A 19,426-nucleotide genomic window follows, 5' to 3' on the forward strand; every position below is an offset into this window, starting at 1 on the left:
ATCCGGGATAGAACGTTCGCCGTCGAATCAGTTTCTCGGGAGGATCTTCGTGTCTGTCGCCATGCCGTCTCGCCGTTCCGTTCTCGCCGGCGGGGTCACCGGCGCCGCCGCCCTCGCGGCCGCCGGATTCACCGCGCCGTCGTACGGCGGCGAGTACAACCCGCGCAAGCCCGGCAACCGGGTGCGCCTCACCGTGCTCGGCACGACCGACCTGCACGGCAACGTCTACAACTGGGACTACTTCAAGAACGCGGAGTTCGACAACAGCGCGCACGACGACATCGGGCTCGCCAAGGCGACCACCCTGATCAAGGCGATGCGCAAGCAGCGCAAGGGCGAGCCGATCCTGACGCTCGACGCGGGCGACACGATCCAGGGCACGCCGCTGGCGTACTACTACGCGAAGATCGACCCGATCACCGAGGGCGCGACCCACCCGATGGCGAACGCGATGAACCTCGTCGGGTACGACGCGGCCGCGCTCGGCAACCACGAGTTCAACTACGGCCTCGACACCCTGCGCACCTTCGAGGAGCAGCTGAACTTCCCGCTGCTCGGCGCCAACGCCGTCGACCCGGCGACGAAGCGGCCGGCGTTCCGCCCGTACGTCATCAAGACCTTCCGCGTCGGCCGCGGCCGCACGCTGCGCGTCGGCGTGCTCGGGCTGACGAACCCGGGCATCGCGATCTGGGACAAGGCCAACGTCGAGGGGAAGATGGAGTTCCCCGGGCTGGTCGAGCAGGCGAAGAAGTTCGTGCCGGAGATGAAGAAGCGCGGTTGCGACCTGGTGGTGATCTCGGCCCACTCGGGTGCCGACACGTCGTCGTCGTACGGCGACGCGCTGCCGTACCCGGAGAACGCCGCGTCGCTCGTCGCGCAGCAGGTGCCGCACGTCGACGCGATCCTCGTCGGCCACGCGCACAAGGAGATCGCCCAGCAGTTCGTGCGCAACGAGAAGACCGGGCAGCAGGTGCTGCTGTGCGAGCCGGCGTACTGGGGCATGCGGGTCGCGGCGATGGACCTGATCGTCCAGGAGACGTACACGAAGAAGGGGCGGCGTCAGTGGACGCTCGTCGCTGCGGGCTCGCAGGTGCTGAACTCCAACACCGTGGACGCCGACCCCGCCGTGGTCGCGGCTGTGCAGGCGCAGCACGACACGGTGATCGAGTACGTGAACTCCGTGATCGGCACGTCGGCCGCCGCCATGTCGGCCGCGCGGGCGGTCGTCGAGGACGTCCCGATCATCGACTTCGTGAACTTCGTGCAGGCCGACGCGGTGAAGGCCGGCCTGACCGGTGACGCGGCGACGCTCCCGGTGCTGTCGATCGCGGCGCCGTTCAACCGGGCCGCGTCCTTCCCGGCCGGCGAGGTCACCGTCCGCGACGTCGCGGGGCTGTACATCTACGACAACACGCTGCTCGGCGTGCAGGTGTCGGGCGCGGACGTGCGTGCGTACCTGGAGTACTCCGCGCGGTACTTCAAGCAGGTGACCGGGACGGGTCCGTTCACGATGGCCCAGGTGACGAATGCCGTCACCCCGACCGCCCCCAACGGCACGCCGGACTACAACTTCGACTCCGTCGCCGGCCTCGATGCCCCGCTCACCTACGACATCGACGTCTCCCAGCCCGTCGGCTCGCGGATCGTCGGGCTGTCGTACGACGGTGTCGCCGTCGCCGACGGCGACCAGTTCGTGATGGCGGTCAACAACTACCGCCAGTCCGGCGGCGGCGGCTTCCCGGCCGTCTCCACCGCGACCGTGGTCTACAACCGCCAGAACGAGATCCGCCAGCTCCTCATCGACTGGGTCACCGCCAACGGCACCATCGACCCGGCTGGGTTCGCCTCCGTCGACTGGCGGCTCGTCTCCGGCGGTGCCCCGATCACCGTCACCAGCTGACGCGGCTCCGCCCTTGTAACGCGGGGTTACGACCTCTAGGAACCCCGGAATTTCGGGGCCACCAGAGGGTCTAACCCCGCGTTACAGCCGCTCTCTCCACAGGCGATGAACTCGCCAGAGTCATGCTCGGCCGGCCGGGAATGGTCGCGGCATGCCGAGATTCGCCCACTACTTCGCCGAGCAGCACGGCCTGATCCTTCGACGTCAGGCGCTGGCAGCCGGGGCCACGGCCAAGGAGGTCGGGGAGCTTCTTCGTCACGGCGACTGGGTAGCGGTGCGGCATGGTGCGTACACGACCGCCACCCACTGGTCCGTGCTCGACCCGTACGTCGGCCGCCCGCGGCTCGAGGTCTGGGCGGCGGTCTTGAGGATGCGGACGCCACAGCTGATCAGTCACGACTCCGCGGCGTACCTGCACGGCCTGGACATCCTCGAGGCCCGGCCGCGGCTGGTGCACGTCACCAGGTTCGGCGTGCTGGGCGGTCGGACGCGGCACGGCGTCAAGCATCACAAGGCGCCGTTCGCGGACGAGCAGATCGTGTTCGTCGACGGTCAGCCGCTCCTCGACATCCCGCGCACGGTCGCGGACATCGCCCGCGAGCACGGATCGCGCCACGGGATCGTGGCGGCGGGTTCCGCGCTCCGGATGGGCGTGTCGAAGGGGGCGCTCTGGGCGGCGGTGGCTCCCATGCGCAACTGGCCGTACGTGACCAAGTCGCGGGAGTCCATCGAGCTCGCCGACCGCCGCTGCGAGAACCCGGGGGAGGACCTGACGAAGCTGATGCTCGAGGAGATCGCGCTGGGCGTCGTGCATCCCCAGTTCGGCCTGCGCGATCGCGGGCGGACGGCGTGGGTCGACTTCCGGGTCGGTCGCCACCTGATCGAGTTCGACGGCTGGCACAAGTACCAGCGTCAGGAGGAAGGCGGGTACGCCGAACTGTCGCCCGCCGACATCGTCTGGCGCGAGAAGAGGCGCCAGGACTGGCTCTGCGGCTTCAAGCTCGGCATGTCGCGCCTCGTCTGGGCCGACCTGCAGCCGGACACCTGGGAAGCGACGAAGCGTCGGTTGCTGCGGGAGATCGCCGACACCAACGCTCGGTTCGGCACGTCGATCGAGGACCTCGCGCCGTACGTCATCCGGCGTCGTCGCCGCTGACTCCCGAGACATGTAACGCGGGGTTATGGCCACCAGGCACCCCGAAATTTCGGGGTCACTAGAGGTGCTAACCCCGCGTTACAAGCGGTCAGTCGCCGCGGAACTCTGGCTTCCGGCCGCCGAGGAACGCCGCGACCCCCTCGGTGAAGTCGGCGGTGGTGAAGAGGGCGCGCTGGCCGGAGTGCTCGCGGTCGAGCGCGGCCTCGAGGTCGCCGAGGGTGGCGGCGTTGATCGCCTTCTTGATGCCGGTCTGGGCGATCGCGGGACCGGCGGCCAGGCGCCGAGCGAGCCGGGTCACGAGGTCAGGGAACGACGCGTCGGGAGCCACGTGCGTGATCAGCCCGCAGTCGAGCGCCTCCTGGGCCGACAGCGGTTCGGCGAGCAGGGCCATCCGCATCGCGCGGGTCCGGCCGATCGAGGCGGCGACGGTCAAGGATGCGCCGCCGTCGGTCATCAGGCCGACCTTCGAGAAGGGCAGCAGGAACGACGCCGACTCCGCGGCGACGATGATGTCGGCGGCCAGCGCGGCCGAGCAGGCGACGCCGGCGGCGATGCCGTTCACGGCGGCGAGCACCGGCTTCGGGCAGCCGACGACCGCGCGGATCACGCGGTTCGCGCCGTCCATGGTCTCGATCGGGTACTGCGGCGCGAGCTGCAGGGTCTCCATGTCCGCGCCGGCGCTGAACCCGGCGCCGGTGCCGGTGATCACGACGACGCGCACGTCTTCACGGACGGCCGAGCCCTCGAGCGAGGACGCCAGCGTCGTCATCATCTCGCCGGACACGGCGTTGAGGATCTCCGGCCGGTTGAACGTCAGCCAGAGCACGGACTCCCGGAACTCGACGGTGAGGTGCTCAGACAACGGTGACCCCGGCCGTGAGCAGCTCGGCGATCGCGGCCTCCGACGTCTCGGGCGCGACGCCCGCGCACAGGTCGAGCAGCACGCGCGTCGAGAAGCCCGCCGCGACCGCGTCGAGCGCCGTGGCCCGCACGCAGTAGTCGGTGGCGATCCCGCAGACGTCGACCGCGGTGACCTCGTGCGCGCGCAGCCAGTCCGCGAGCAGCACCTCGCCGGTAGCGCGCCCCTGGAACCCGGAGTACGCCGGCTCGTGCTCGCCCTTGAGGAAGATCGCGTCGAACGGCTGCGGGTCGAGGTTGGGGTGGAACGCCTCGCCGTCCGTGCCGACGCGGCAGTGGATCGGCCACGACTCCTTGAAGTCCGGCTCACGCGACCAGTGCCCGCCGGGGTCGATGTGGTGGTCCTTGGTCGCGACGACATGGTCGTACGCCGGAGCGTCCGGTTCGCCGGACGACCAGTGGTGGAGGACGGCACCGATGTCGGCGGCCACCCTCGCCCCGCCCGCGACGGGCAGGGAGCCGCCCTCGCAGAAGTCGTTCTGGACGTCGGTCACGATCAGCGCCCGCTTCATTCCCCGGAGGCTACCCGTCACTCGTGGACGGTCGGGATCACCGGCTCACCGCGCGACATCTGCTGGATCGCCACCGGCAGCTCGCTGCGCGACGTGAGGTGCCGCGATCGCGCGGCCTCCAGCGACTCGCGCCCGACCACCTCCCCGTCGCGGACCAGCGGCACCAGCAGCGCCCGGTCGTCGCCGTCGTCGTCGGGCCGGTGCCCGATCCCGATCACCTCGGCCTCGGCGACTCCGGCCGAGGTCAGCCGCCGCAGGGCGTACTTCCGTCCGCCGACCGACGCCTTGTCCACGCTGCGCTTCGCGACCGACACCATCTCGCCCGCGTCGGACGCCCGCGCGACCAGCTTGTAGACGAAGCCACACGTGGGGTGCCCGCTGCCGGTGACCAGCTCGGTGCCGACGCCGTACCCGTCGACGGGCGCCGCCGCGAGCGCCGCGATCGCGTACTCGTCGAGGTCGCTGGTGACGATGATCCGCGTCTTCGTCGCACCGAGGCCGTCCAGCTGCACGCGCACCTCGGCCGCCAGTACCGCCAGGTCGCCGGAGTCGAGCCGCACCGCGCCGAGATCCGGCCCCGCGACCTCGACCGCCTGCTGCACGGCCTCGCGCACGTCGTACGTGTCCACGAGCAGCGTGGTCGCGGACCCCAGCGACGCGACCTGCGCGCGGAACGCGTCGGCCTCGGTGTCGTGCAGCAACGTGAAGCTGTGCGCGCTGGTGCCGGTGGTGGGGACGCTGTACCGCTGCCGCGCCGCGAGGTTCGAGCTCGCCGCGAAGCCCGCGACGTACGCCGCCCGCGCGGAGGCGACCGCCGCGTCCTCGTGGGTGCGGCGCGAGCCCATCTCGATGCACGGCCGGTCGCCGGCGGCGAGCGTCATCCGCGACGCCGCCGACGCGACCGCGGAGTCGTGGTTGTAGATCGACAGCAGCAACGTCTCGAGCAGCACCGCCTCGGCGAACGTCGACTCGACGATCAGCAGCGGCGAGTAGGGGAAGTACGTCTCGCCCTCGGCGTAGCCCCACACGTCCCCGGAGAAGCGGTACGACGCCAGCCACTCGAGCGTCGGCGTGTCGACGACGTCCTCCAGGACGGTCAGCACCTCGTCGTCGAACCGGAACGACTCGATCGCGTCGAGCGCGCGTCCGACGCCCGCGACCACGCCGTACCGGCGCCCCTCCGGGAGCCGCCGCGGGAAGAGCTCGAAGACCGAGCGACGGTGCGCCGCGCCGGACCTCAGCGCGGCCTGGAGCATGGTCAGCTCGTAGTGGTCGGTGAGGAGGGCTGTTGACGGGGACACGGACGTCAGTGTGCCAACATTGAGGGCGTGTCCGCCCCCGTCGAGATCGAGCCCGACCTCACTCCCGACGAGATCACCCTGACCGCCAAGCCGTGGGTGACGATCGTGTGGAACGACCCCGTGAACCTGATGTCCTACGTCACCTACGTCTTCCAGAAGTACTTCGGCTACTCGAAGAAGAAGGCGGAGAAGCTGATGATGGAGGTCCACGAGGACGGCAAGTCCGTGGTCAGCCACGGCACCCGCGAGGAGATGGAGCGCGACGTGCAGGCGATGCACGAGTACGGCCTCTGGGCCACGATGGACCGGCAGGAATGAACACCCCACGACACTGCGGGCTTCCCCCGCTCCGCTCCTCCAGCCCACAGCTCCGCGGGGACCCCAACAGATGAGCGGCTTCCAGCGGCACCGCCGGAGCAAGCTGATCATCGCGAACTTCACCGGCTTCGAGGCCGATCTGCTGCGCTCGCTGGCGTCCCAGCTCGTCGAGCTGCTGCGCAACGAGGCCGCCGTGCCGCGCGACGACGTCGACCCGCTCGAGGCGATGCTGGACTTCTCGGGTCCGACCCAGGAGCCCGAGGACCCGGTGCTCGCCCGGCTGTTCCCGACGGCGTACCCGAGCGACGAGGAGGCGGCGGCCGAGTTCCGCCGGTTCACCGAGGGAGGCCTGCGCGACGGCAAGGCGAACGCCGCGATCGCGATCATCGACGGTCTCGAGGAGGCCGGGCTGCCGCCCGAGCTCACCGAGGACGGGCTGATGATCGACGTCGAGCTCGACGCCGCGAGCGCGGAGACCTGGATGCGGTCGTTCACCGACCTGCGGCTGGCGCTCGCGACCCGGCTCGGGGTCGAGGAGGGCGACGAGGAGTACTGGCACTCGCTGCCCGACGACGACCCGACCGCGCAGGCGCACGACATCTACGAATGGGTCGGCTACCTGCAGGAGACCCTGGTCCAGGCGTTGATGGACTGATGCCGATCCCGCCGTTCGTCGTCGCCCTGCGCGAGCTGGTCGGCACCCACGAGCTGTGGCTGCCCGCCGTCACCGCGGTGGTCCAGAAGGACGACCAGATCCTGCTCACCCTGCGCTCCGACAACGGCGAGTGGGCGCCGGTCACCGGGATCCTCGACCCCGGTGAGGAGCCGGCCGTCGGCGCCGCCCGCGAGGCGCTCGAGGAGACCGGCGTGGTCGTCTCCGTCGACCGGCTGGCGTCGGTGAGCTCGAGCCCCCAGGTCGTGCACGCCAACGGCGACCTCGGCGTCTACCTCGACCTCACCTTCGCCTGCACCTGGGTCAGCGGCGAGGCGCGCGTCGCCGACGACGAGAACGTGGACGTCCGATGGTGGCCCGTCGACGCGTTGCCGCCGATGGCGGACTGGCTGCGCGAGCGGATCGCCGACGTCCGTGCCGGTGAGACTGCGGCAAGGTTCCGCCGCTGAACTACCTCTGACGGAACGGTCTGTTGACAGATCGTCCCGCACCGGAACGTTCCGGTTACAGTCGAGGTATGTCCCGCAACTCCGCGACGCCACCCCCGGTCGACCTCTCCTTCCTGCTCAACCAGGCCTCCTATGCCCTGGCCGCTCAGATGGGCGCCGCCCTCGACGACGTCGGTCTCACCGTGCGGGAGTACTGCGTGCTGTGGAAGGCCGACGAGGAGGAGCGCTCGCAGACCGTGATCGCCGAGCTCGCCGGCCTGGACAAGACGACGATGGTGGTCACCCTCGACGCCCTCGAGCGGACCGGGTACGCCGAGCGGCGGGTCTCCTCGACCGACCGGCGGGCCCGGGTGGTGGCGGTGACGCCCGAGGGTCGGCGGTTGCTGCACCGGGCGCACGGCGTGGCGGGCGAGGTCGTCGACCGGGTGCTGCTCGACCTCGACGAGATCCAGCGGACGGTGCTCGTCGAGGCGCTGGAGGCGTTGACCCGGGGCGTGCTCGCCACGCCGTCGCACACGGCGCCCCAGCGGCGGCGCCGCGTGCCGTCAGCTTCGGGATAAAACGGAAAGGGATAGTTTTGTACGGGACTATTTGATACGGTCTCGTCATGACCTCCCTCACTCGCTCCCGCTCGCGCGCCTCAGCGCTCCTCGCGCTGACCGCCACCCAGCTGATGGTGATCCTCGACGGCACGATCGTGAACGTCGCGCTACCGACGATCCGCGCCGACCTCGGGTTCTCCGACACCGGCCTCGCCTGGGTCGTGAACGCCTTCTTCATCGCCTTCGCCCTCCTGCTGCTGCCGGCGGGTCGGCTCGCCGACCTGATCGGTGCTCGCCGGGTCTTTCTCGCGGGCCTCGTGGTGTTCACCGCCGCGTCCGCCCTGTGCGGCCTCGCGCCCGACGCCGAGCTCCTGGTCGTCGCCCGGTTCCTGCAAGGTGTCGGCGGGGCGCTCGCGTCGGCCGTGGTGCTCGGGATGATCGCCGCGCTGTACGCCGACGACGAGCGCGGGCGGACCCGCGCCTTCGGGCTGCTGGCCTTCGTGGGCGCGGCCGGGGCCTCGCTCGGGGTGATCGCGGGAGGGGTGCTGGTCGAGCTGGTGTCCTGGCGTTGGGTGTTCCTGGTCAACGTCCCGATCGGGCTGCTCGTCATCCCGGTCGCGCTGCGCCACCTCGATCCGGCGCGCGGGAGCGGTGCGCGCAGGTCCGGCCTGGTGCCGCTGGCGCTGTTCCGGGCCAAGCGCTTCGTGGTCGCCAACGTCGTGCTGTTCACGATGACCGTCGCCGGGTTCAGCTTCCAGTTCCTCAGTGCGCTCTACCTGCAGGACGTGCTGGGTCTCGGCCCGATGGCGACGGGACTCTCCTACCTCCCGGTCACCGTGGCCATCGCGGTCGCGTCGCTCGTGCTCAGCGGTCGACTGGCCGAGCGGTACGGCCCGGAGCGCGTGCTCCTGGGCGGGCTCATCCTGTTCGTCGGCGGTCTCCTGCTCCTGGCCCGTACGCCGGCCGAGGGAACGTTCTGGCTGGACGTCGCACCCGCGTTCGCGGTGATGGGCACCGGCTTCGGGCTGGCCATGCCCCAGGTCACCTCGATCGCCATGGGCGACGCGCCGCTCGAGCACGGTGGGGTGGCGTCCGGATTCGTGACCACCACGCAGCAGGTCGGCGGCGTGGTCGGGTTGGCGGTGGTGAGCATCGTCGCCGACGGGTCCGGTCTGGGTGTCGGGCTGCTGGTCGCCGCCGTGGTGCTCGCGGGCGGTACCACGCTCGCCGCCACCCGGCTGCGCACCGGTCCGGGGTCCGGGCGGGTGACGGCCGGACCGGCCGCTGCCCCTACGCTGGAACGGTGCTGACCATCGACCAGGCGACGTACGACGCCATCGTCGCGCACGCCAAGCGCGACCACCCCGACGAGGCCTGCGGCGTCGTCGCCGGACCCGAGGGCAGCGACCGCCCCGAGCGGTTCGTCGAGATGGTCAACGCCGCCGGGTCGCCGACGTTCTACGAGTTCGACTCCACGGACCTGCTCCAGCTCTACAAGGAGATGGACGCGAACGACGAGGAGCCGGTGATCGTCTACCACTCGCACACCGCGACGGAGGCGTACCCGAGCCGGACCGACATCGGGCTCGCCAGCGAGCCGGGGGCACACTATGTGCTGGTCAGCACGCGCGAGCACGGGAATAACGACGGCCCCGTGGAGTTCAGGTCCTACAGAATCATCGACGGCGAGGTGACCGAGGAAGAGGTCACGGTCGTCGACGCACTGCCCAGCAACTGAGCCGTTTCACAAGGAGTCACACCCATGGCCATCGAGGTCCGGATCCCGACCATCCTGCGCACCTACACCGGCGGCGAGAAGGCGGTCACCGGCGACGGCGCCAGCCTGAGCGCGTTGATCGACGACCTGGAGGCCAACCACCCCGGGATCAAGGACCGCCTGATCGAGAACGGCGACCTGCGCCGCTTCGTGAACGTCTACGTCAACGACGAGGACGTCCGCTTCATCGGCGGTCTCGGGGCCGAGCTCAGCGACGGCGACCAGGTCGTCGTCCTCCCGGCTGTCGCCGGCGGCCAGTGACCCGCTACGACAACCTCCTCTCGTCGGTCGGCGGCACCCCGCTGGTCGGCCTCCCGAGGCTGTCGCCCAGTCCCGACGTACGCCTCTGGGCGAAGCTCGAGGACCGCAACCCCACCGGCTCGATCAAGGACCGCCCGGCCCTGAAGATGATCGAGGAGGCCGAGAAGGACGGGACGCTGCGTCCCGGCTGCACGATCCTCGAGCCGACGTCCGGCAACACCGGCATCTCGCTGGCGATGGCCGCGAAGCTCAAGGGCTACCGGATCGTCTGCGTGATGCCGGAGAACACCTCCGAGGAGCGCCGCCAGCTGCTCCGCATGTGGGGCGCCGAGATCATCTCCTCGCCCGCCGCCGGTGGCTCGAACGAAGCCGTCCGGGTCGCCAAGCAGGTCGCGGCGGAGCACCCCGACTGGGTGATGCTCTACCAGTACGGCAACGCCGCCAACGCTCTCGCGCACGAGCAGGGCACCGGGCCGGAGCTGCTCGCGGACCTGCCGTCGATCACGCACTTCGTCGCCGGCCTCGGCACCACCGGCACGCTGATGGGCGTCAGCCGGTACTTCCGCTCCGCCAAGCCCGAGGTGCGGATCGTCGCCGCCGAGCCGCGGTACGGCGAGCTCGTCTACGGCCTGCGCAACCTCGACGAGGGCTTCGTGCCCGAGCTGTACGACGCCGACCTGATCGACAGCCGGTTCTCGGTCGGCCCGCGCGACGCCGTACGCCGCGTCCGCGAGCTGCTGGAGCTCGAGGGCATCTTCGCCGGCATCTCCACCGGCGCGATCCTGCACGCCGCGATCGGTCAGGCCGCCAAGGCGGTCAAGGCGGGGGAGTCCGCGGACATCGCCTTCGTGGTCGCCGACGGCGGCTGGAAGTACCTCTCGACGGGCGCCTACGAGGGCACCATCGACGAGGCGGAGGACCGCCTCGAAGGGCAGCTCTGGGCCTGACCCCAGGCCCGAAGATCACCCCCTCCGGGGGATGGGCCGGTTCACACCCCGTTGGCTACGGTGGCCATGACCGCCACCCGCCGACCCGGGAGCAGCCTTGCGCGAGATCGTCGTCTTCAGCGGATCCGCCCACCGAGGCCTGGCCACGGCCATCTGCGAGGACCTCGACGTCGAGCTGTCGTCGGTCGAGATGACGAGGTTCAGCAACGACTGCCTGCAGGCGCAGCTGCAGACGAACTGCCGCCAGCGCGACGTCTACCTCGTGCAGCCGCTGTGCCCGCCGACGCAGGAGCACCTCATGGAGCTGCTGCTGATGATCGACGCCGCGCGCGGCGCGTCCGCGGAGCGGATCTCGGCGGTGATCCCGTACTACTCCTACGCGCGCTCGGACAAGAAGGACGCCTCCCGGCTCTCCGTCGGCGGCCGGCTGGTCGCGGACATGCTGGTCGCGGCCGGCGTCGACCGGGTGCTGACGATGACGCTGCACGCGCCCCAGGTGCACGCGTTCTTCTCGGTGCCGGTCGACCACCTCACCGCGCTCGGGGTGCTCGCCGACCACTTCCTCGGCCAGGACCTGACCGACGCCGTCGTGGTCTCGCCGGACTTCGGCAACGCCAAGACCGCGGGCCAGCTCGCCCGGCTGCTCGGGGTCCCGGTCGCCGCGGGCAGCAAGAAGCGCCTCGGCGACGACCAGGTCGTCATCGACACGATCGTCGGCGACGTCGAAGGGCGCCGCGCGATCGTCCTCGACGACGAGATCGCGACCGGCGGCTCGATCGTCGAGCTGCTCGACCGGCTGGCCGAGCAGGGCTGCACCGAGGCCGCGATCGCCTGCACCCACGGCCTGTTCGTGGGGAAGGCGATCGAGCGCCTGCGCGACCACCCGATGGTCACCGAGGTCGTCACCACCGACACCGTCCCGCCGCCGGCCGACTGGCCCGAGCTCAAGGTCCTCTCGGTGTCCGGCCTGTTCGCCCAGGCGATCGCCCGCTCGCACGCGGGAGAGTCGGTCAGCAGCATGTTCGACGGCGTCGACCCGTCGCTCGGGCCGCCGCAGGCACGGCTCTTCGGCTAGTCCACGCTCAGCGTCTGCTCCGGGTCGATCCCGCTGCCGCGCACCGGCCCGAGGCCGAGCAGGTCGAGCGCGAGGTTCGCGACGTCGCCGTTGCGCACCGGCTGCTTCCCGGCGTACGCCGGTCGCCTGCCGCGCGGGTCGCGGAACGTCGGGTTGGTCGCGTACAGGTCGCTGTGCGCGACGCCGGATCCCCAGACCAGGAAGGGGATCCGGTAGTTCTCGACGTTCCGCTTCGCCGAGTGGTCGGTCGCGCCGGTCGCGAACCCGTGGTCGGCGGTGAGAATCACCGTGACCTCGTGGCCCGCCACCGCACGCAGGACCGTGCCGAGCTGCTTGTCGGTACGCCGCACCGCGTCGAGGTACTGCGGCGACATCCCGCCGTACGCGTGCCCGGCGCGGTCGGGCAGCGAGACGTGCAGGAAGGTGAACGTCGGCGCCCCGTCGGCCAGGTCGGCGCGGGCCAGCCGGACCAGGCGGCGCTGGTTCGCCGTGAAGCGGCAGGTGTCGACACCGGCGGGCCAGGACCGCTCGTACAGCTCGAACTTCTCCTTGGTCGTGTACAGCGCGGCGCTGCCGCCGGCGGTGTGCACGGCGCTGAACACCGACCCGACCGGATGACCGGCCGCGCCCTGGACGGTGGTGCCCGGGCGGTCGCCGTCCCAGGTCACGCCGTGCCCGCCCGCGTCCGCGTCGATCCGCCGCCCGGTCAGCATGCTGGTGTGGTTGGGCAGCGTCACGGTCTGCTCGAGCTCCGTGCGCGCGTTCAGGGTGCCGGCGCCCTCGTCGAGCATCCGGTGGAGCGTCGGCGCCCCCGCGGCCCCGAGCTGCCGGACCGCCTCGACGTTCAGGCCGTCGACGGAGATCGCCACGACGCTCGACGGCGGGGCGACCGGCTCCGGGGTGATCGCGTGAGCGGGTGCGGCGCCGCCGAGGAGGACGGCGGCCGCGAGTACCAGGGCTGCGGGGGTGCGCACCCGGTCACGCTACGTCGGCGACCGCCTCGGCCAGGCGGGTGGTCGGCCGGCCGATCAGCCGCGCCAGGTCGCCTGAGTGGTCCTCGAGGTCGCCCCGGGCGACACCCAGGTCGGAGTCGGCGAGCAGCTCGGCGAAGGCCGCCGGCACGCCCGCGGACGTCAGGGTCGCGGCGTAGTCGGCGGCCGACAGGTCGGTGTAGCCGATCTCGCGTCCGGTCGCGGTGCCGAGGGCGGCGGCGTACTCCGCCATCGTGAACGCCTCGTCGCCGGCCAGCTCGTAGACCGCGCCCGCGTGCTCGCCACCGGCGAGCACCACGGCGGCTGCCTCCGCGAAGTCCTGGCGGGTCGCGGCGCTGATCCGGCCGGTGCCGGCGGCGCCGATGACCTGGCCGGTGGCGAGCGCCGGTGCGGCGTTCTCGGTGTAGTTCTCGACGTACCAGCCGTTGCGCAGCAGGGTGACCGGCAGGCCGCTCTGCTTCAGCAGGTCCTCGGTGGCGAGGTGGTCGGCGGCCAGGCCGAGGCCGCTGGTGTCGGCGCGCAGCAGGCTCGTGTAGGCGAGCAGCTCGACGCCGGCGCGGACGGCGGCCTCGATCACGTTGCGGTGCTGGGGGACCCGGGCACCGACCGCGTTGGACGACACGAGCAGGGCTCGGTCGACGCCGGCGAACGCCGCGTCGAGGGAGGCGGGGTCGTCGTAGTCGGCGCGGCGGACCTGGACGCCGAGGCCGGCGAGGTCGGCGACCGCGTCGAGGTCGCGGGCGGTGGCGACGATCTCGGCCGCGGGGACGCCGCGGTCGAGCAGGGCGAGGACGGTACGGCGGCCGAGGTGGCCGGAGGCGCCGGTGACGAGGACGGTCATGGTGAACCTTTCGGGAGAGGTGCTGTCACCCGGTGGAACGAGCGGCGCCCTGGCTTACTTCCCGAAAGTTAGTACCCACTTTGAAGTAAGGTACTGGCATGACGGTTAGTCTCTCGGCCGCGTTCCCCGACCAGGTCTTCACCCGCAACTGCCCGACGCGCGAGGTCCTCGACCACGTGATGAGCAAGTGGGCGCCGCTCGTGCTCGCCGCCCTCGGCGACGGGGAGCCGCTGCGGTGGAGCGAGCTGCGGCGCCGGGCGGACGGGATCAGCGAGAAGATGCTCGCCCAGACCCTGCGTACCCTCGAGCGGGACGGTCTGGTGCTCCGGGTCGCGAAGCCGGTCGTGCCGCCGCACGTCGAGTACTCCCTCACCCCGCTCGGCGCGGGCCTCGTCGAGAAGCTGGTCCCGCTGATGATCTGGGTGACCCACCACGCCGACCAGATCCTCGACCGCGGGGAGGGCGAGGGTGACGACGAGCACGCGTGAGGTACGTCGCGACTCCGTGCGCGGACCCGTCCGACCCCCTACCGTTTCTTCTCGTGCCGACCATGACCACGCCTGAGCTGCGCGATGCCCCCATCGGCATCTTCGACTCCGGCTTCGGCGGACTCACGGTCGCCCGGTCGGTCATCGACCAGCTGCCGCACGAGTCGATCGTGTACGTCGGCGACACCGCCCGCCAGCCGTACGGCCAGAAGCCGATCGGCGAGGTGCGCGAGTACGCCCTCGAGTGCCTCGACCACCTCGTCGACCGCGGCGTGAAGGCGCTGGTCATCGCGTGCAACTCCGCCAGCGCGGCGATGCTCCGCGATGCCCGCGAGCGCTACGACGTCCCCGTCGTCGAGGTGATCCTGCCCGCGACGCGCCGCGCGGTGGCGGCCAGCCACTCCGGCCGGATCGGCGTGATCTGCACCCGCGCCACCGCCGAGTCGATGGCCTACGAGGACGCGTTCGCCGCCGCGCCCCACATCGACCTGCACGTCCAGGCCTGCCCGAAGTTCGTCGAGTACGTCGAGGCCGGCGTCACCTCGGGCGACGAGCTCCTCGACCACGCCCACGAGTACCTCGACCCGCTGATCCGCGCCGGAGTCGACACGCTGGTGCTCGGCTGCACGCACTACCCGCTGCTCACCGGCGTCATCTCCTACGTGATGGGCGACGGCGTCACGCTGGTCAGCAGCGCCGAGGAGTGCGCGAAGGACGTCTACAAGATGCTGGTCCGCACCGACCTGATCCGGCCGGGCGGCGAGCCGTCGTACTCCTTCCTCACCACGGGCACGCCCGGTGAGTTCGAGTCCATCGGGAAGCGCTTCCTCGGGCCTGAGATGGTCGCCGCGTCCCAGTTCGTCGGAGGTCTGGCATGAGGCTGACCATCGTGGGCTCCTCGGGCTCGTACCCCGGCCCGGACTCGCCCGCCAGCTGCTACCTGCTCGAGGCCGACGACGCCGACGGCCGGACGTGGCGGGTGCTGCTCGACCTCGGCAGCGGCGCCCTCGGCGCGCTGCACAAGTACGTCGACCCGCTGACGATCGACGCGGTGCTGCTCAGCCACCTGCACGCCGACCACTGCCTCGACCTGTCCGGCTACTACGTGATGCGCAAGTACCACCCGACCGGCGCGCAGCCGCGGATCCCGGTCTACGGGCCGGAGGGCACCGCGGACCGGATGGCGCGCGCCTACGACCTGCCGCTCGACCCCGGGATGCACGAGGAGTTCGACTTCCGTGACTGGGGCGAGACGATCGAGCTCGGGCCGTTCTCGATCGAGCCGATCCCGGTGCTGCACCCGGTCGACGCGTTCGGGCTGCGGGTGACCGCGGACGGCGCCACCGTCGCCTACAGCGGCGACACCGGTCCGTGCTCGTCGCTCGAGGACGTCGCGCGCGACGCCGACGTGTTCCTCGCCGAGGCGTCGTTCCGCGTCGGCCACACGAACCCGCCGGACCTGCACCTCACCGGCGCCGACGGCGGCGAGGTCGCCGCCCGCGCGGGCGTGAAGCGGCTGCTGCTCACGCACGTCCCGCCGTGGCACGACCCCGCGGACGCGCTGGCCGAGGCGGCCACGACGTACGACGGCCCCACCGAGCTCGCGGTGTGCGGCGCTGTCTACGAGTTCTGACTAGCCCTTCTGGGCGTCGTGGACCACGATCGCGATCTGCACGCGGTTCGTGACCTGGAGCTTGTCGAACAGCCGCGACACGTGCGCCTTCACGGTCGGCACGGACAGGTGCAGCTCGCCGGCGATCTCGGCGTTGCTCAGCCCCCGGCCGACGGCGTCGGCGACCTCGCTCTCACGGTCGGTGAGCTGGGCCAGCCGGGCGACGGCCTCGGCCGCGGCGTCCGCGCCGTCGTCGGGCTCGTCGCGCAGCCGGCGGATCAGCGTGCGCGTCACCGAGGGGGAGAGCATCGGCTCGTCGTCGACGACCTTGCGGATCGCGTCGACGATCTGCGGCGGCGGGGTGTCCTTGAGCAGGAAGCCGTCGGCACCGGACGCGAGAGCCTCGACCACCTGCTCGTCGGCGTCGAACGTCGTCAGCACGATGACCCGCGGCGGGCTCGGCCGGGAGTGCAGCTCGCGGGTCGCGCCGAGGCCGTCGAGGCGCGGCATCCGGATGTCCATCAGCACCACGTCGGGCCGCAGCTCGCCGGCCAGCCGGACGCCCTCGCGGCCGTCCGCGGCCTCGCCGACGACGTCGATGTCGTCGTGGCCGCCGAGCATCAGGGCCAGCGCGGAGCGCACCAGCGGGTCGTCGTCGACGACAAGCACGCGAGTCATGCGGCCCACGGTATCCAGCCGTGCAGCACGAACGACGAGCCCTCGCGGCCGTGGTCGAGCCGGCCGCCGCGCAGCTGCGCGCGCTCGGTGAGCCCCACCAGGCCGAGGCCGGCGCCGGGCGTCCTGGTCGGGCCGAAGCCGACCGGGTTGCGCAGGGACACGTCGATGCCGTCGTCCGGCGTGCCGCTCACCTGCACGCTCAGCAGCGCGCCGGGCGCGTGCTTGCGGGCGTTGGTGATGCCCTCCTGCACGATCCGGTAGACCGTGCGGCCCGCCGCGTCCGGCACCGTGCCCTCGACGAGGTCCTCGAACTCGATGCGCATCCCCGACGCCTGCGCGTCGGCCACCAGTCCCGGCAGGTCGGCGTACGTCGGCTGCGGCGCGAGCATCGGCTCGCCGGTGGCGCCGTCGCGCAGCACCCCGAGCACGCCGCGCAGGTCGTTGAGCGCCTCGTGCGCCTTGTCGCGGATGACCTCGGCGCTGGTGTGGACCTCCTCGGGCGTGAGGTCGGTGCGGTAGGCCAGAGCCCCGGCGTGCATGGAGATCTGGGAGATCCGGTGTGCGAGCACGTCGTGCATCTCGCGGGCGATCCGGGCCTGCTCCTGGCTGCGCGCCTGGCGCACCATCAGCTCCTGCTCGGCCTCGGCGCGCTCGGCGCGGTTGCGCAGCGTCCAGAACAGCTCGCGCCGCGAGCCGATGTACATGCCCCACGCCAACGTCGCGGACACCGCGCCCAGGTTGGTGACGAAGATCAGCCAGTCGGGGTCGGTCGGGTTGCTGGGATGAACGACCGTGAACAGCTGCGCGCACACGAGCGACAGCACCGCGATCGGGACGATCTCCCGCCACCGGCGACGCGTTGCGAGCGAGACGCCGGCGAGGGTGGCCGGGCCTGCGGCGATCGAGGAGAACCCGCTCGCCAAGGTGAGCACGACGGCGATGGTGACCGGCCAACGGCGCCGGAAGAAGACGAGCACGAACGTCGGCACGCCGAGCGCGATGTCGAGCACGAACCGCGCATCTGTCTGCCAGTCGACGACCGTCAGCCACACCACGGTGCTGATCGAGAGCATGGCCACGAACCGCCAGGCGTGGCTCCACCAGCGCAACGGCGGCTGGTACTCGGCCGGGTCGGGACGCTCCACGCGGCAAGGCTAGGCGTCGCGAGCGCGACGTACACGATGCCGGGGTCGTGGCCCACCCCTACTTTGGTCAGCCCAGCTCCATCCGCGCGTCCGATGTGACGGCTGCCCCGATCCGGCAGGCTGGGGCCATGATCGAAGTGCAAGGACTGACCAGGACCTACGGCACGTTCACCGCCGTCGACAACATCAGCTTCAGCTGCGTCCCGGGGACGGTGACCGGATTCCTCGGCCCGAACGGCGCCGGCAAGACCACGACGATGCGGGTGATGGTCGGCCTCACGCCGGCCAGCTCCGGGAAGGTCACGATCGGTGGCCACCTGTACAAGGACATCCCGAACCCGGGCCGGCACGTGGGCGTCCTGCTGGACGCGTCCGCCCAGCACGCCGGGCGCACCGGTCGCGAGATCCTCGAGCTCGGCGCCACGACCATGGGACTGCCCTCGTCGCGCGTCGACGAGATGCTCGAGCTGGTCTCGCTCACGCCGACCGAGGCCAAGCGCCGGCTGCGCAACTACTCGCTCGGCATGAAGCAGCGCCTCGGCATCGCGCATGCGCTGCTCGGCGACCCGTCGGTGCTCATCCTCGACGAGCCCGCCAACGGTCTCGACCCCGCCGGCATCCGCTGGATGCGCGGTCTCCTCAAGGGGTACGCCGAGCGCGGCGGCACCGTGCTGCTCTCCAGCCACCTGCTGCACGAGGTCGAGCAGATCGCCGACGAGATGATCCTCATCGGCAACGGCAAGATCGTCGCCCAGGGCGACAAGAAGACGCTGCTCGCCGGCGCCGCTGCCAAGGGCGGTGGCGTGCACTCGTACGCGACCGCGCTCGACAACGCCGCCCTCGCGGCGGCGCTGACCGCCAAGGGCATCACCGTCGCCGGGGCCGGCGACGGTCTGCGCATCGAGGCCGAGTCGGTCGAGGTCGGCCGCGCTGCCCTCGAGGCCGGCGTCGTGCTCACCGACCTGCGCGGGGGAGAGGGCGGCCTCGAGGACCTGTTCCTCGAGCTCACCGCCGAGACCCAGCGGGAGGCGATCTCGTGAGCGCCACCGCGGTCGCCCCGGCGACCATCGACCTGTCGGGCACCCAGCCCACGCCGTTCAGCAGGCTGCTGCGCACCGAGTTCCGCAAGACCTACGACACCCGCTCCGGGTTGTGGCTGCTGATCTCCATCGGCATCGTCACCGCCCTGGTGATGGTCATCCAGGTCTCGGTGGCCATCGCGCAGGACATCGCCGTCTCGTACAACGACTTCCTGACCTCGACCACGTTCTCGATCGGGTTCCTCCTGCCGGTGCTCGGCATCCTGCTGCTCACCAGCGAGTGGAGCCAGCGCACCGCGATGGTGTCGTTCTCGCTCGAGCCGCGGCGGGGTCACGTGATCGCCGCGAAGATGGTCGTGGGCATCCTCTTCGCCATCGCGGCCGTGCTCGTGACCCTGGCGCTGGCTGCGGTGTGCACCGGCATCTACGGCGCGCTCTCCGACATCCCGGCGGACTGGGATTTCGGCATCAAGCAGACCTCGTTCTTCCTGCTGCTGCAGGTGATCGGCATGCTGACCGGCTTCGCGTTCGCCGCGCTGCTGCTGAACTCCCCGGCCGCGATCGTCGTCTACTTCGCCTACTCGTTCATCCTCCCGACGATCTTCGGCATCGGTGCCGAGCTGATCGGCTGGTTCGCCGACATCCACCCCTGGATCGACTTCAACAACGCCCAGGTGCCGCTCATCGACGGCTCCGTCTCGGGCGAGGAGTGGGCACAGCTGGTGGTCACCGGCATCATCTGGCTGGTGATCCCGCTGGCCGTCGGGATCTGGCGGGTGCTCCGGGCAGAGGTGAAGTGAG

General features: G+C 71.2%; 23 protein-coding genes. 16 read left to right on the forward strand and 7 right to left on the reverse strand.

Annotation, left to right across the window (positions count from 1 at the left end):
* Positions 1–61 precede the first annotated feature (61 nt).
* Positions 62–1,900 (forward strand): bifunctional UDP-sugar hydrolase/5'-nucleotidase, encoded by a 1,839-nt coding sequence (locus MJ604_RS15585; protein ID WP_243059411.1) that lies wholly within the window; start codon positions 62–64, stop codon positions 1,898–1,900.
* 151 nt (positions 1,901–2,051) lie between these two features.
* Entirely contained in the window at positions 2,052–3,056 is a 1,005-nt protein-coding gene (locus MJ604_RS15590; RefSeq protein ID WP_243059412.1) for a type IV toxin-antitoxin system AbiEi family antitoxin domain-containing protein, read from the forward strand.
* An 88-nt stretch (positions 3,057–3,144) separates the two neighbouring features.
* On the opposite strand, the gene MJ604_RS15595 is transcribed toward MJ604_RS15590, so the two are convergent.
* From MJ604_RS15595 to MJ604_RS15605, 3 genes are read right to left on the reverse strand one after another with little or no spacing between them, the layout of a single operon-like run.
* Positions 3,145–3,918, reverse strand: coding sequence for an enoyl-CoA hydratase (locus MJ604_RS15595; protein ID WP_243059413.1), 774 nt, complete (start codon positions 3,916–3,918; stop codon positions 3,145–3,147).
* Positions 3,911–4,486 (reverse strand): isochorismatase family protein, encoded by a 576-nt coding sequence (locus MJ604_RS15600; RefSeq protein WP_243059414.1) that lies wholly within the window; start codon positions 4,484–4,486, stop codon positions 3,911–3,913. Before MJ604_RS15600 ends, MJ604_RS15595 begins: the two co-directional genes overlap by 8 nt.
* A gap of 17 nt (positions 4,487–4,503) precedes the next feature.
* Positions 4,504–5,796, reverse strand: coding sequence for a nicotinate phosphoribosyltransferase (locus tag MJ604_RS15605; protein WP_279236104.1), 1,293 nt, complete (start codon positions 5,794–5,796; stop codon positions 4,504–4,506).
* A gap of 18 nt (positions 5,797–5,814) precedes the next feature.
* On the opposite strand from MJ604_RS15605, the gene clpS reads away from it, so the two are divergent.
* The 9 genes from clpS to MJ604_RS15650 all read left to right on the forward strand — a co-directional run bounded on the left by clpS (position 5,815) and on the right by MJ604_RS15650 (position 11,829).
* Positions 5,815–6,105 carry an ATP-dependent Clp protease adapter ClpS gene (gene clpS / locus MJ604_RS15610; RefSeq protein ID WP_374458353.1) on the forward strand — a complete coding sequence of 97 codons (291 nt, stop codon included), beginning with the start codon at positions 5,815–5,817 and terminating at the stop codon, positions 6,103–6,105.
* A gap of 70 nt (positions 6,106–6,175) precedes the next feature.
* On the forward strand, positions 6,176–6,760 hold the full coding sequence (locus MJ604_RS15615; protein ID WP_243059415.1) for a DUF2017 domain-containing protein: 585 nt from the start codon (positions 6,176–6,178) through the stop codon (positions 6,758–6,760).
* Entirely contained in the window at positions 6,760–7,227 is a 468-nt protein-coding gene (locus tag MJ604_RS15620; RefSeq protein WP_243059416.1) for an NUDIX domain-containing protein, read from the forward strand. Before MJ604_RS15615 ends, MJ604_RS15620 begins: the two co-directional genes overlap by 1 nt.
* 68 nt (positions 7,228–7,295) lie before the next feature.
* Positions 7,296–7,787 (forward strand): MarR family winged helix-turn-helix transcriptional regulator, encoded by a 492-nt coding sequence (locus tag MJ604_RS15625; protein ID WP_243059417.1) that lies wholly within the window; start codon positions 7,296–7,298, stop codon positions 7,785–7,787.
* A gap of 47 nt (positions 7,788–7,834) precedes the next feature.
* Positions 7,835–9,079, forward strand: a complete 1,245-nt coding sequence (locus MJ604_RS15630) for an MFS transporter (protein WP_243059418.1) — start codon at positions 7,835–7,837, stop codon at positions 9,077–9,079.
* Positions 9,073–9,507 carry a Mov34/MPN/PAD-1 family protein gene (locus MJ604_RS15635; RefSeq protein WP_243059419.1) on the forward strand — a complete coding sequence of 145 codons (435 nt, stop codon included), beginning with the start codon at positions 9,073–9,075 and terminating at the stop codon, positions 9,505–9,507. Before MJ604_RS15630 ends, MJ604_RS15635 begins: the two co-directional genes overlap by 7 nt.
* A 24-nt stretch (positions 9,508–9,531) precedes the next feature.
* Positions 9,532–9,807 carry a MoaD family protein gene (locus tag MJ604_RS15640; protein WP_243059420.1) on the forward strand — a complete coding sequence of 92 codons (276 nt, stop codon included), beginning with the start codon at positions 9,532–9,534 and terminating at the stop codon, positions 9,805–9,807.
* On the forward strand, positions 9,804–10,754 hold the full coding sequence (locus MJ604_RS15645; RefSeq protein ID WP_243059421.1) for a PLP-dependent cysteine synthase family protein: 951 nt from the start codon (positions 9,804–9,806) through the stop codon (positions 10,752–10,754). The genes MJ604_RS15640 and MJ604_RS15645 overlap by 4 nt, the downstream gene beginning before the upstream one ends.
* Before the next feature lie 97 nt (positions 10,755–10,851).
* Positions 10,852–11,829, forward strand: a complete 978-nt coding sequence (locus tag MJ604_RS15650; protein ID WP_243059422.1) for a ribose-phosphate pyrophosphokinase — start codon at positions 10,852–10,854, stop codon at positions 11,827–11,829.
* Here MJ604_RS15650 and MJ604_RS15655 read toward each other — a convergent pair.
* Together MJ604_RS15655 and MJ604_RS15660 are read right to left on the reverse strand one after the other, a co-directional pair.
* Positions 11,826–12,803 carry an alkaline phosphatase family protein gene (locus tag MJ604_RS15655; protein ID WP_243059423.1) on the reverse strand — a complete coding sequence of 326 codons (978 nt, stop codon included), beginning with the start codon at positions 12,801–12,803 and terminating at the stop codon, positions 11,826–11,828. The two genes, MJ604_RS15650 and MJ604_RS15655, sit on opposite strands and share 4 nt — an antisense overlap.
* A gap of 4 nt (positions 12,804–12,807) precedes the next feature.
* Positions 12,808–13,662, reverse strand: a complete 855-nt coding sequence (locus tag MJ604_RS15660; RefSeq protein ID WP_243059424.1) for an SDR family oxidoreductase — start codon at positions 13,660–13,662, stop codon at positions 12,808–12,810.
* 98 nt (positions 13,663–13,760) lie between these two features.
* Here MJ604_RS15660 and MJ604_RS15665 point away from each other — a divergent pair, with 98 nt between their 5' ends.
* The 3 genes from MJ604_RS15665 (at position 13,761) to MJ604_RS15675 (ending at position 15,783) form a co-directional block, all read left to right on the forward strand.
* Positions 13,761–14,150 (forward strand): helix-turn-helix domain-containing protein, encoded by a 390-nt coding sequence (locus tag MJ604_RS15665; protein ID WP_243059425.1) that lies wholly within the window; start codon positions 13,761–13,763, stop codon positions 14,148–14,150.
* Positions 14,151–14,212: 62 nt separating this feature from the next.
* Complete coding sequence (gene murI, locus MJ604_RS15670; protein WP_243059426.1) at positions 14,213–15,028, forward strand: glutamate racemase; 816 nt, start codon at positions 14,213–14,215, stop codon at positions 15,026–15,028.
* Entirely contained in the window at positions 15,025–15,783 is a 759-nt protein-coding gene (locus MJ604_RS15675; protein WP_243059427.1) for an MBL fold metallo-hydrolase, read from the forward strand. Before murI ends, MJ604_RS15675 begins: the two co-directional genes overlap by 4 nt.
* Here the strand turns inward: MJ604_RS15675 and MJ604_RS15680 are convergent, their stop codons facing one another.
* Together MJ604_RS15680 and MJ604_RS15685 are read right to left on the reverse strand one after the other, a co-directional pair.
* Positions 15,784–16,440 (reverse strand): response regulator transcription factor, encoded by a 657-nt coding sequence (locus MJ604_RS15680; protein WP_243059428.1) that lies wholly within the window; start codon positions 16,438–16,440, stop codon positions 15,784–15,786.
* A complete protein-coding gene (locus MJ604_RS15685; RefSeq protein ID WP_243059429.1) occupies positions 16,437–17,585 on the reverse strand; it encodes a sensor histidine kinase in 1,149 nt (382 codons plus the stop codon). The genes MJ604_RS15680 and MJ604_RS15685 overlap by 4 nt, the downstream gene beginning before the upstream one ends.
* A gap of 128 nt (positions 17,586–17,713) precedes the next feature.
* On the opposite strand from MJ604_RS15685, the gene MJ604_RS15690 reads away from it, so the two are divergent.
* Positions 17,714–18,625 (forward strand): ABC transporter ATP-binding protein, encoded by a 912-nt coding sequence (locus MJ604_RS15690; RefSeq protein WP_243059430.1) that lies wholly within the window; start codon positions 17,714–17,716, stop codon positions 18,623–18,625.
* A complete protein-coding gene (locus tag MJ604_RS15695; RefSeq protein ID WP_243059431.1) occupies positions 18,622–19,425 on the forward strand; it encodes an ABC transporter permease subunit in 804 nt (267 codons plus the stop codon). Before MJ604_RS15690 ends, MJ604_RS15695 begins: the two co-directional genes overlap by 4 nt.
* The last annotated feature ends 1 nt before the right edge of the window (position 19,426 follow it).

Origin of the sequence: Nocardioides sp. SR21, from assembly GCF_022761125.1 — a bacterium.
In the GTDB taxonomy this organism is placed as follows: Bacteria; Actinomycetota; Actinomycetes; order Propionibacteriales; family Nocardioidaceae; genus Nocardioides.